Source organism: Streptomyces sp. NPDC104581, assembly GCF_055583685.1.
Genome location: NZ_JBVJNN010000002.1, coordinates 316,966 through 327,721, shown reverse-complemented (window position 1 = coordinate 327,721; position 10,756 = coordinate 316,966). Strand labels below are relative to the sequence as shown.

The following is a 10,756-nucleotide window of genomic DNA, read 5'->3' as shown; positions in this document are numbered from 1 at the left end:
TTTTTTGTTTCTGTGTGGCGGTCCCCGGGGTGGCAGGGGGGTTCGGGAGCCCTGCCCCGAAAACCAGCCCCCCCCCCGGGGTGGGGCCCCCCCCCCGTCCGCCCCCCCCCCACCCGGACGCGGCTGCCAGGAGCCCCGCTCGGGCTCCGTGGCCGCCGGTCGAGGGCCGTCCCCCTCGACCGGACTTCTGGGAGATCCACGGCCGGACCGGTCGGGTCCGTGGGCACGTGGGACCTGTGAGGACGCGTCAGCCCGTCGTCACGACCGGGCGGGCCGCGGCCGGGCGCCGTGACCGGGTACGCCGTTGCCGGGTGTCGCCCGACCGGGCCTCAGCCCGTCGCCGCGATCCGCGCCAGGCGCCGCGCCTCGGTCCGCGTGGCGCGGGCGACGGTGTCCTCGTCCACCGTGGTCAGGTGGTTGTCCTCGACGACGGTCCTGCCGTTGGCGAGGGAGAGTGTGACGGGTGCGGCGGCCCCGAGGACGAGGGCCGTCACCGGATCGGCGATGGAGGAGTGGGCCAGGGTGTCCAGCTTCCACAGCACCAGGTCGGCGAGCTTCCCGGTCTCGATCGAGCCGATCTCGTCGGCGCGGCCGAGGACCTGGGCGCCACCGTACGTACCGAGCCGAAGCGCCTGACGGGCGGTCAGGGCGGATTCGCGGTGGGCGCCGAGGCGGTTGATGAGGAGCGCGTTGCGCAACTCCGTGTGCAGTTCGCCCGATTCGTTGGACGCGGTGCCGTCCACGCCGAGGCCGACGGGTACGCCCGCCTTCAGCATGTCGGGCACGCGCGCGATACCGGCCGCGAGGCGGGCGTTGGAGGACGGACAGTGCGCGACACCCGTTCCGGTGCGGCCGAAGGCGGCGATGTCCGAGTCGTTCATATGGACGCAGTGGGCCATCCACACGTCGGAGCCGAGCCATCCCGTCGACTCGAAGTAGTCGGTGGGGCCCTTCCCGAACAGTTCCTTGCAGAACTGCTCCTCCTCCACCGTCTCGCTGCCGTGGGTGTGCAGGCGTACGCCCTTGCGGCGCGCCAACTCCGCACCCTGGCTCATCAGTTCGGTGGAGACGGAGAACGGCGAGCACGGCGCGACGGCGATCTGGGTCATCGCGCCGAACGACGCGTCGTGGTACTTGTCGACGGTCGCCTCGGTGGCGGCGAGCGCGCCCTCCAGCGACTCGACGGCGAAGTCCGGCGGCAGTCCGCCGTCCGACTCGCCCCGGTCCATGGAGCCACGCGCGAGCGTGAACCGTACGCCCGTCTCCGACGCGGCCCCGATGATGGCGGCGGACAGGTCGCCGGCGCCGCGCGGATACACGTAGTGGTGGTCCGTCGCGGTGGTGACCCCGCCGCGCGCCATCATCGCCAGTGAGCCCTGGGCGGCGGCGCGTGCCATGGATTCGTCGATGCGCGCCCAGGTCGGGTAGAGCGCCACCAGCCAGTCGAACAGGTTGTGGTCGGTGGCCAGTCCGCGGGTGATCCACTGGTAGAAGTGGTGGTGGGTGTTGACCAGGCCGGGGGTGAGGAGATGGCCGGTGCCGTCGACCCGCCGTACGACGTTCTCCAGCCCGGCGGGGGCGCGGCCGGCGCCCACGGACTCGATGAGGTTGTCCGCGACGACGACGTGCCCCGAGGCGTACTCGGTGTCGTTCGCGTCCACGGTCGCGATGGCACAGTTCTCGATGACGATGCGCGAAGCCGCCATGGCGGGTCCTCGTTCTTCCCGTGTGGGTGGACGGATCCGGGAGTCGGGCGGGGTGGGCGACGGATCCGCGGTGGTGTCGGTGCGCAGATGCCCCCGCTCCTCCCCGGATCGCCCTCTTCTTCTGGGACTTGACGCCGGCGCGCGCGTCGGGGGTACGGCGGGACGGCTACAGGTTGGTCATGTCGAGCGGGATCCGCGGTTCGGCTCCGTCGCGCAGCACGGTGGCCTCGATGAGGCCGTACGGGCGGTCGGCCGCGAAGTAGACGGCCCCGTCGGGGGTCTCGTTCTTCACGCCGAACGGTTCGAGGTCGACCAGGAAGTGGTGGTTGTTGGGCAGCGAGAAGCGGATCTCGTCGATCTCGCCGCGGCTGTCGATGATCCGCGAGCCCATCTGGTACAGCGTCTGCTGGAGGGAGAGGGAGTAGGTCTGCGCGAAGGCGTCGAGGAGGTGCCGCCGCGCCTGCGCGTAGGAGTTCTCCCAGTCGGGCATCGGCGCGGTGTCGTCGGTCCAGTTGTAGCGCCATCTGGCGGAGACGTCGGTGGCGAGTACGCGGTCGTACGCCTCGCGCAGCGTCGTGTACTCGTCCTTGACGTAGCCCCAGAACTCGGAGTTGGTCGAGTTCAGCACCGTCAGGTCCTTGAGGCCGGAGACGACCTCCCATGCCTCGCCGTCGAAGGTGATCTGCGTGACGCGGGTCTCCTGGCCCTTGCGTACGAAGGAGTGCCTGGTCCCGCCTTCGCTCGCGGGACCGGAGCCGCTGTCCGGAGCCGCGATGCGCTCCCAGGCGTACTCCTCGATCCGGATCCGCGCCCGGTGTATCGGCTCCTGGCTGGTGACGAAGTGCCGGGCGAGATGGATGCCGAACTGTTCGGCGGACTCGATGCCGTGCTCCTTGGCGAACGCGTACACCGTGTTCTTGGTGGTGTCGGTCGGCAGGACGTTGGCGTTGGAGCCGGAGTAGTGGACCTCCTCCATGTCGCCGGAGAGGGCGACGGAGACGTTCAGGTCCTTGATGTGGTGGGTGTCGCCGTCGCGCACGATCCTGACGACGCGGTTCTCCGCTTTGCCGTACTGGTTCTGGCCGAGAATGGTCGGCATCTGCTAGCTCCCTCGGTATACGGAGTAGCCGAACGGGTTGAGCAGCAGCGGTACGTGATAGTGCTCCCCGGGCGCGACGGCGAAGGTGACCGCCACTTCCGGAAAGAACGCACCGCTGTCCCGTGGCGCGGGGGCGTCCTGCTGTGCCTCGGCTTGGTTCCGGCTCTGTCGCTGGTGCGGGCTCTGGCTCTCGTGGTGCCCGCTGTGGAAGTACGCCTCGGTCTCGAAGTCGAGGCGTACGTGGGTGGTTCCCGCCGGGAGGGCCGGCAGGTCCCTGCACCGCCCGTCCCCGTCGGTCGCCGACCGGCCGAGCACCACCCACGGCTCGCGGGCGCCGCCACGGGCGGAGAGCGAGACGGCGACGGAGGCGGCCGGCCGTCCGGCGCTGGTGTCCAGGATGTGCGTGGACACCGACGCGGTGGATTCCGTGCTCACGGGTTCACTCCCCTGCTTCTGCTGCTTCTGCCGGTTCCGCCGCTTCCACGAGGCGGGTCAGCCGGATGCGGTTGATCTTGCCCAGTTCGGCGCGGACCACGTCCCGCTCCTCGTCGGGCGAGTTGCCGATCCGCGTGCGGACGGCGTCCCGCATCTGCTCACCGGTCCTGCCGGTGGCGCAGATCAGGAAGACATGACCGAATCTGTCCTGGTAGGCCAGATTCAGTTCGAGCAGCTCCGCCCTGAGTTCACCGGACGCCCCGGCCATGCCCCGCTGTTCGCGGGCCGAGACCGGGTCGCCCGGTTTCGGGCGGCCGATGGGCGGGTGCGCCGCCATCGCCTGTGCCAGATCGTCGGCGGTCAGCGCGGCCGTCGCGGTGTCACTGGCGGTGAGAAGGGCGTCGGCGGTGGCGTACGGCCGGTGGGCGAGCAGTGCGTTCCCCCACGCCGTACTGGCGCACACCTCGTGCAGTGCGGCGGTCGCCGCGCTGTCGGAGGATGTGTTGAACCGGGTGAGGCCCGGCGGCGGGTCGGTCGTCACGGGAGCCTCCGTGGCTGTGCTTGACGGGCTGCGGGACAGCTAACGCCTTCACGAACATCACGTCAACACTTTGTTGAATTTTTTGTCCGGCGGCCCCCACCGCACCCCGGGGCCGGCCGTGTCAGCCCGGCTCGGACCGGTTCAGATAGTTGTAGACGGTGAACCGGCTGACCCCGAGGGCACTCGCGACGGTCTCCACCCCGTGCCGCACGGAGAAGGCCCCGCGCGCCTCCAGCGACCGCACCACCGACTGTTTGGCCTTGCGGTCCAGCGCCGACAGGGGCATGCCGTGCCGGCGCTCCAGCGCGACCAGGATGTGGTCGAGCGATTCGGAGAGCTGCGGGAGGCGTACGGCGAGGACCTCCTCGCCCTCCCAGCTCAGCACGACGTCGTCCGGCTCGGCCAGGGCGGGCGGCACCGTCTCGGCGCCCATCGCGTCGACGAGCGGCTTGACCGCGGCAAGGAGCGGGTGGTCGGACGCCCCGGTCACCGCTCGTCCTCCGCGATCACGTTCACCTGGAGCGAGACACGGGTGGCACCGGCCTCCAGGGAGCGGCGGAGCAGGGTGTCGACGGCCGAGATGACGGCGTCGGCGCCGCCTTCGGCGGTGTTGCCGAACGGACCGACGTCCACGGCGTCCAGTTCGGCCGCCTGGATGACCTCGCGGGCCACCACGGCATGGCCGGGGGCCTCGTCCAGGTCGAACGGCTCGGTCGTGAATTCCACTCTCAGTCGCACGCGCACAACCTACTGCGCGAGGGGCCGAATCCGGGCCGCCCTCTTGACAGCCCTCCCGAATCCCAGGCAATCTTCCGTTAAGCAGAAACTAACTTCCGCTATACGGAAGGAATAGAGAACCACTCATGGCTTCCCTCACGAACAGGCCCGGCTCCGAGCAGCGCTTCGATGTGAACCTGTCGATCCTTTTCACCGAACTCCCGCTCCTGGAGCGCCCCGCGGCGGCCGCCGCCGCGGGCTTCACCGCGGTGGAGCTGTGGTGGCCCTGGACCGACACCCCCACCCCGCCGAAGGCCGAGCTGGAATCCCTGAAGAGGGCCCTCGACTCCGCGGGCACCCAGCTCGTGGGGCTCAACTTCTACGCCGGCCGGCTGCCCGGCCCCGACCGCGGCGCGCTGTCGCTGCCCGGCGCGGAGTCGGACCGCTTCCGGGCGAACATCGACGTGGCGGCCGGCTTCGCCGAATCGGTCGGCTGCAAGGCGCTCAACGCGCTGTACGGGAACCGCGTCGACGGCGTCGACGCGCGCACGCAGGACACCCTCGCCCTGGAGAATCTGGTCCTCGCCGCCCGCGCGGCCGACCGGATCGGGGCGACCCTGCTGATCGAGGCGCTCAACAGGCCCGAGTCCCCGCACTATCCGCTGGTGAGCGCCGAGGCCGCGATCGATGTCGTGGACCGGGTCAACGAGACCACGGGGCTGGGCAACGCCGCGTTCCTGCTGGACGTCTACCACCTGTCGATGAACGGTCTGGACGCCGAGGCGCTGGCCGGGGTCATCGACAGGTACGCCGACCGGACCGGCCACGTACAGATCGCCGACAATCCCGGCCGGGGCGCGCCCGGCACCGGCACCCTGCCGCTCCAGGACCTGCTCGACCGGCTCCGCAAGGCCGGTTACGAGGGGTGGGTCGGCCTGGAGTACAAGCCCGGCGACCGCCCGAGCGCGGAGTCCTTCGAGTGGCTCCCGGCCGGGGCGCGGCGCCAGGGCCTGTCTTCGAAATAGCGCCGTCGCCCGCAGGGCCGGGCGGGACTCCGAAGACACGACCCGGCGCACGCCCACGCCGGACCGCGCCGCGGGCACCACGCGGAGACGACGCAACCACGTATGCGAGAGAGGCACCCCCGATGAGCACTCTTCCCAAGGTGGCCTGGATCGGCCTCGGCATCATGGGGTCCCCCATGGCCGAGAACCTGATCAAGGCCGGATACTCCGTCACCGGCTTCACGCTGGAGCGGGAGAAGCTGGACCGGCTCGCGGCCAACGGCGGCACCGTGGCCGGGTCGATCGCCGAGGCCGTCGAGGGCGCCGACGTCATCATCACGATGGTGCCCGCGTCCCCGCAGGTCGAGGCCGTCGCCTACGGGGAGGACGGCATCCTGGCGAACGCCGCGCAGGGCGCCCTGCTGATCGACATGTCCTCGATCACCCCGCAGACGTCGATCGATCTCGCCGAGGCGGGCCGGGAGAAGGACGTGCGCGTCCTGGACGCACCGGTCTCCGGGGGTGAGGCGGGAGCCGTCGAGGCGGTCCTGTCCATCATGGTCGGCGGCGAGCAGGCCGACTTCGACCGGGCCAGGCCCCTCTTCGAGGCGCTGGGCAGGACCATCGTCCTGTGCGGTCCGCACGGCGCCGGCCAGACGGTGAAGGCGGCCAACCAGCTGATCGTCGCCGTCAACATCCAGGCGTGCGCCGAGGCCGTGGTCTTCCTGGAGAAGTCGGGCGTGGATCTGGGCGCGGCGCTGGACGTGCTGAACGGTGGTCTGGCCGGCTCGACGGTCCTGACCCGCAAGAAGGACAACTTCGTCAACCGCGACTTCGCGCCGGGCTTCCGGATCGACCTGCACCACAAGGACATGGGCATCGTCACCGACGCCGCCCGCGCTGTCGGAGCGGCGCTGCCGGTCGGCGCGGTCGTCGCACAGCTGGTCGCCTCCCTGCGCGCGCAGGGCGACGGCGGCCTCGACCACTCGGCGCTGCTGCGCTCCGTGGAGCGGCTGTCCGGCCGGGAGGCCTGACCGGGGACCCCGCCCCACCGAACTCCGGGTTGTGGCGGCGCTGACAACTGTCCTGTCGCGCCCAGGCGCCGCCACAGCCCGGGAACCACCCGCGCGCCCCCGGAAGTGAGGATGCTCCGGTGGCGGGCGGCCGACAGCCGTCCCTTCCCCCGGCCCTCGTGAGGGGTGGCCGCGGGGAGGGACATCCCCGGGACCGTGGCGGCGCGCGAGCCAGTGCGGTGGTGAGGGGAGCGACGGCGGCCCTCCTGACCTGAAGGACGGCCGTCCGCCGTTCACCGTCGCCGTCGCCACGGTCCCCACAGCCTCTCCCGAGGCTCCGCCGAACGCCGTCCGGCGGTGCGACGGCCCTGTCGCGCCGGCCTCGCACCGCCGGACGGTCTCCAGCGGCCACTCCCGCGAACACCCGGCAAGAGCCCGGCCGAAGTCGGCCGGGCTCTTGTGCGGTCCCAGCCGGTCGGCACACTGAGGGGATGCGTCTTGTCGCGTTCCTCCTCCTCACCGCCGCCGCGGTCGCCCTGTCGATCGTCCAGGAGAACGGTGTCTGGATGATGGCCCCGGCCTTCGCGTTCCTCTTCCTCGGGTTCCCGTTCGGCAGGCGCGAGGGCCCGAAGACGGTACGGCGGCCGTCCGGCGCCGCCGCCGCGGGGACCGCGGCCGGCGCCACCGGGGCCGTCGCGGCGGCCAGTTGGTGGGCGGACGGACACGCGCACGGCGGGGACTCCGCGGACGCGAGCGGCGGGGACGGCGGCGGAGACGGCGGGGGCGGGGACGGTGGCGGGTGCGGGGGCTGCGGAGGCTGCGGGGGTTGCGGGGGCTGACGACACCGGCGTACACGACAGCGGCCCCCGCCCGAAGTCGCGGGCGGGGGCGTGCTGCGGTGACGAGCCGTCAGGTTGTCACCGTCGTATGACGGACCCTCATACGACGGGCCTGACGAGCGGCTTGATCTCGGTGGGCGCGTGGCCGGGCTCGGTGGCCAGGTCCTCCCACTCGTTCACCTGGTCGATCCGCACCCCCATCGAGATGTTCGTGATCCGCTCCAGGATCGCCTCGACCACCACCGGCACCCGGTACTCGGCGGCCAGCTTCTTCGCCTGCTCGAAGGCCGGCAGCAACTGGTCGGGCTCGGTGACCCGGATCGCCTTGCAGCCCAGGCCCTCGACGACCTTCACATGGTCGACCCCGTAGACACCCAGCTCGGGTGAGTTGATGTTCTCGAACTCCAGGTTGACCTGGAAGTTGATGTCGAGATTGCGCTGCGCCTGCCGGATCAGCCCCAAGTAGGCGTTGTTCACCAGCACATGGACGTAACCGATCCGGTGTTGCGCGCCGACGGCCAGCTCTTCGAGCATGAACTGGAAGTCGTAGTCGCCGGAGAGCGCCACGACCGTGCTGTCCGGGTCGGCCTTCGCGACACCGAGCGCGGCCGGGATCGTCCAGCCGAGCGGGCCCGCCTGGCCGCAGTTGATCCAGTGCCGGGGCTTGTAGACGTGCAGCATCTGCGCGCCCGCGATCTGGGAGAGACCGATGGTGGTGACGTACCGGGTGTCGGGACCGAAGGCGCGGTTCATCTCCTCGTACACGCGCTGCGGTTTCATCGGCACGTTGTCGAAGTGCGTCCGGCGGTGGAGGCTGCCCTTGCGCTCCAGCACGGACGCGACCCACTCGGTGCGGTCGGGCAGCCGGCCCGCCTCCTTCAGCTCCTTCGCCACCTCGACGAAGAGCCTCAGCGCGTCCCCGGCGTCCGAGGCGATCCCGTAGTCCGGCGCGAAGATCTTGCCGATCTGGGTGGGCTCGATGTCGACGTGGACGAAGGTGCGCCCGGCCGTGTAGACGTCGAGCGCCCCGGTGTGCCGGTTGGCCCAGCGGTTGCCGATGCCGAGGACGAAGTCCGAGGCCAGGAACGTCTCGTTGCCGTAGCGGTGCGAGGTCTGGATGCCCACCATTCCGGCGTTCAGGTCGTGGTCGTCGGGGATGGTGCCCCAGCCCATCAGGGTCGGGACGACGGGTGTGCCGGTCAGCTCGGCGAACTCCACCAGCAGGGCGGAGGCGTCGGCGTTGATGACACCGCCGCCGGCGACGATCAGCGGGCGCTCGGACGCGGCCAGCATCGTGAGCGCCTTCGCGATCTGCGCGCGGGCGGCCGACGGCTTGTAGACGGGCAGCGGCTCGTACGTCTCCGGGTCGAACTCGATCTCGGTCAGCTGCACATCGATCGGCAGATCGACGAGGACGGGGCCCGGCCGGCCCGAGCGCATCAGATGGAACGCCTGCTGGAGGACGCCGGGGACCTGGGCGGCCTCCAGGACGGTGGTGGCCGCCTTGCTGACGGGACGCGCGATCGACGCGATGTCGACGGCCTGGAAGTCCTCCTTGTGGATCACCGCGGTCGGCGCCTGGCCGGTGATGCACAGGATCGGTATCGAGTCACCGATCGCGGAGTACAGCCCCGTGATCATGTCGGTGCCTGCCGGGCCCGAAGTGCCGATGCACACACCGATGTTGCCGGGGTTGGCGCGCGTGTAGCCCTCGGCCATGTGGGAGGCGCCCTCCACATGACGGGCGAGCGTGTGGTCGATGCCACCGGCCTCTTGGAGGGCCTTGTAGAAGGGGTTGATCGCCGCGCCCGGCACACCGAACGCGTCGGTGACGCCTTCGCGCTTGAGGATCTCAACTGCCGCTCGGGCAGCGGTCATACGAGGCATGGGGTGCTCCTGCTCCGGCTGGTGGACTCGGGCTCTGTCGCGCCACCTGAGAGCGTCGATTCCGTCGATTCCGCTTCTTCCGTAATGCGGAAAGCTTGTTCTGCTATGTGGAATCAATCTAAAGTGCCCGCCACCCGCCGTCAAGGGATGACGGAAGCCCCTCCCCAAGACCCCGCCGGTGATGGACGATGGGCGGGCAGGCACGGCGCGCGAACGCGGGACAAGGGGGTACGGGAGTGGGAGAGAGCGTTCCTGTCCGCTGTCCCGACTGCGGGGAGAGCCATGTGTTCACGGCGCCGGCCTACCCCTGCCCCTGCGGGACGGCCGTCGCCGCGCCCCTGGTGATGGGCGCTCCCCCGGTCCGCATAGTGCGCCGGACCTGGGACGAGGAGTGGGTGACCGTCAGCTGCGCCGGGTGCGGACGGCAGGACCAGTGGCCGCAGCCCGAACTCGGCTGCCCGTGCGGGGCGTTGCTGCGGATACCGGTCAGGCCGGTGGCGGCCGGGACGGGATGCGACGCCGCGCACGCCGCCGCGCTCTATCTGTGCGAGATCGGCTTCCCCGACGTCCTGCGCTCCGGCGAGCGGCCCGAGACCGGCGTCGATCTGCGCGGACCGGGGATCGTCGCCCGGGTCGACCTGGGCGCGCGTCCCGCCGACGCGCGCGCCGTCGAGTGTCTGTGGCTGAACGCGCTGAGCGAGTCGGCGGTGAGCGCGGCCTTCGCCGTGGCCGGTTACACGGACCAGGCACGGGAGCGCGCCGACACCCTCGGGGTGCCGCTGTTCCTCCTGGACCCGGCGGGCGTCCCCCGGCCGGTCAACGGCGCCGCGGCCGAGCTGGACCGCTCACCCGCCTGACCGGAACGGCGAACTCCGGTCCCCGGCCCCCGGACCGCGCACCCCCGAACCGGGTGCGAAACGTGAACCCCACACCGCGCGCGCACCGCGCGGGCATACTTCCCCCATGCGAATCCGCCCCGCGGTCCCCGCCGATCTCCCCCTCCTCCAGGACATCGAGAGGGCCGCCGGTGAACCGTTCCGCGCTGTCGGCATGGCCGCGATCGCCGACGACGAACCCCCTGCCATCGCTCTCCTGGACCGCTATCTGCGCGCGGGCCACGCCTGGGTGACCGAGGACACCACGGGCCGCCCGGTCGCGTATCTGATCTACGACGAGGTCGACGGCGCCGCCCATATCGAGCAGGTCTCCGTCCATCCCACGGCCGCGGGCCGCGGTGTCGGCCGCGCGCTCATCGAGCATCTGGCCGGACGGGCGGAGAGCGCGGGGCTGGCCGGGCTCACCCTGACCACGTTCGCGAACGTGCCGTGGAACGCGCCGTACTACGCCCGGCTCGGCTTCCGCACCCTCGCGGAGAGCGAACTCACCGACGGGCTGCGGGAGATCAGAAGCGCCGAGGCCGCGCACGGCCTCGACCAGTGGCCCCGCGTCTGCATGCGCCGTGCCCCGACGGTGAGCTGAGCGGCGGGGCGCCCACGGCCGGTCCGACCGCCCGGG

The 10,756-nt window shown here is 71.3% G+C and carries 12 protein-coding genes; 5 read left to right on the top strand and 7 right to left on the bottom strand.

All coding sequences use genetic code 11. From position 1 onward, the window contains the following. Nucleotides 1–329: 329 nt before the first annotated feature. From ACZ61E_RS03030 to ACZ61E_RS03005, 6 genes are all read right to left on the bottom strand, one after another. Entirely contained in the window at nt 330–1,706 is a 1,377-nt protein-coding gene (locus tag ACZ61E_RS03030) for an 8-oxoguanine deaminase (protein WP_469697066.1), read from the bottom strand. A gap of 166 nt (nt 1,707–1,872) precedes the next feature. After that, complete coding sequence (gene pucL / locus ACZ61E_RS03025; protein ID WP_469697064.1) at nt 1,873–2,805, bottom strand: factor-independent urate hydroxylase; 933 nt, start codon at nt 2,803–2,805, stop codon at nt 1,873–1,875. Between the two features lie 3 nt (nt 2,806–2,808). Then, nucleotides 2,809–3,240, bottom strand: a complete 432-nt coding sequence (locus ACZ61E_RS03020; protein WP_469697062.1) for a hydroxyisourate hydrolase — start codon at nt 3,238–3,240, stop codon at nt 2,809–2,811. A 4-nt stretch (nt 3,241–3,244) separates the two neighbouring features. Next, nucleotides 3,245–3,781: a 2-oxo-4-hydroxy-4-carboxy-5-ureidoimidazoline decarboxylase gene (uraD, locus tag ACZ61E_RS03015; RefSeq protein WP_469697061.1), complete on the bottom strand. Its 537-nt coding sequence runs from the start codon at nt 3,779–3,781 to the stop codon at nt 3,245–3,247. Between the two features lie 121 nt (nt 3,782–3,902). Continuing rightward, on the bottom strand, nt 3,903–4,271 hold the full coding sequence (locus ACZ61E_RS03010; protein ID WP_469697059.1) for a helix-turn-helix domain-containing protein: 369 nt from the start codon (nt 4,269–4,271) through the stop codon (nt 3,903–3,905). Then, nucleotides 4,268–4,519 carry a YkoF family thiamine-binding protein gene (locus ACZ61E_RS03005; RefSeq protein WP_469697058.1) on the bottom strand — a complete coding sequence of 84 codons (252 nt, stop codon included), beginning with the start codon at nt 4,517–4,519 and terminating at the stop codon, nt 4,268–4,270. The genes ACZ61E_RS03010 and ACZ61E_RS03005 overlap by 4 nt, the downstream gene beginning before the upstream one ends. Nucleotides 4,520–4,644: 125 nt before the next feature. Between ACZ61E_RS03005 and ACZ61E_RS03000 the strand changes: the two genes are divergently transcribed. The 3 genes from ACZ61E_RS03000 (at nt 4,645) to ACZ61E_RS02990 (ending at nt 7,354) form a co-directional block, all read left to right on the top strand. Next, nucleotides 4,645–5,523, top strand: a complete 879-nt coding sequence (locus ACZ61E_RS03000) for a TIM barrel protein (RefSeq protein ID WP_469697056.1) — start codon at nt 4,645–4,647, stop codon at nt 5,521–5,523. A gap of 122 nt (nt 5,524–5,645) precedes the next feature. After that, nucleotides 5,646–6,536, top strand: a complete 891-nt coding sequence (locus tag ACZ61E_RS02995) for a 2-hydroxy-3-oxopropionate reductase (RefSeq protein ID WP_469697054.1) — start codon at nt 5,646–5,648, stop codon at nt 6,534–6,536. A gap of 470 nt (nt 6,537–7,006) precedes the next feature. Next, on the top strand, nt 7,007–7,354 hold the full coding sequence (locus ACZ61E_RS02990) for a hypothetical protein (RefSeq protein ID WP_469697052.1): 348 nt from the start codon (nt 7,007–7,009) through the stop codon (nt 7,352–7,354). A gap of 99 nt (nt 7,355–7,453) precedes the next feature. On the opposite strand, the gene gcl is transcribed toward ACZ61E_RS02990, so the two are convergent. Continuing rightward, nucleotides 7,454–9,241, bottom strand: coding sequence for a glyoxylate carboligase (gcl, locus tag ACZ61E_RS02985; protein WP_469697050.1), 1,788 nt, complete (start codon nt 9,239–9,241; stop codon nt 7,454–7,456). Between the two features lie 284 nt (nt 9,242–9,525). Between gcl and ACZ61E_RS02980 the strand changes: the two genes are divergently transcribed. Together ACZ61E_RS02980 and ACZ61E_RS02975 are read left to right on the top strand one after the other, a co-directional pair. Next, a complete protein-coding gene (locus ACZ61E_RS02980) occupies nt 9,526–10,098 on the top strand; it encodes a hypothetical protein (protein ID WP_469697049.1) in 573 nt (190 codons plus the stop codon). 106 nt (nt 10,099–10,204) lie between these two features. Continuing rightward, on the top strand, nt 10,205–10,720 hold the full coding sequence (locus ACZ61E_RS02975) for a GNAT family N-acetyltransferase (RefSeq protein WP_469697047.1): 516 nt from the start codon (nt 10,205–10,207) through the stop codon (nt 10,718–10,720). The last annotated feature ends 36 nt before the right edge of the window (nt 10,721–10,756 follow it).

Bases quoted from the DNA above. Each gene is read 5' to 3' on its own strand.
- gcl (WP_469697050.1), bottom strand. From the start codon at position 9,241: ATGCCTCGTATGACCGCTGCCCGAGCGGCAGTTGAGATCCTCAAGCGC.
- ACZ61E_RS03000 (WP_469697056.1), top strand. From the start codon at position 4,645: ATGGCTTCCCTCACGAACAGGCCCGGCTCCGAGCAGCGCTTCGATGTG.
- pucL (WP_469697064.1), bottom strand. From the start codon at position 2,805: ATGCCGACCATTCTCGGCCAGAACCAGTACGGCAAAGCGGAGAACCGC.
- ACZ61E_RS02990 (WP_469697052.1), top strand. From the start codon at position 7,007: ATGCGTCTTGTCGCGTTCCTCCTCCTCACCGCCGCCGCGGTCGCCCTG.
- ACZ61E_RS03030 (WP_469697066.1), bottom strand. From the start codon at position 1,706: ATGGCGGCTTCGCGCATCGTCATCGAGAACTGTGCCATCGCGACCGTG.
- ACZ61E_RS02995 (WP_469697054.1), top strand. From the start codon at position 5,646: ATGAGCACTCTTCCCAAGGTGGCCTGGATCGGCCTCGGCATCATGGGG.
- ACZ61E_RS02975 (WP_469697047.1), top strand. From the start codon at position 10,205: ATGCGAATCCGCCCCGCGGTCCCCGCCGATCTCCCCCTCCTCCAGGAC.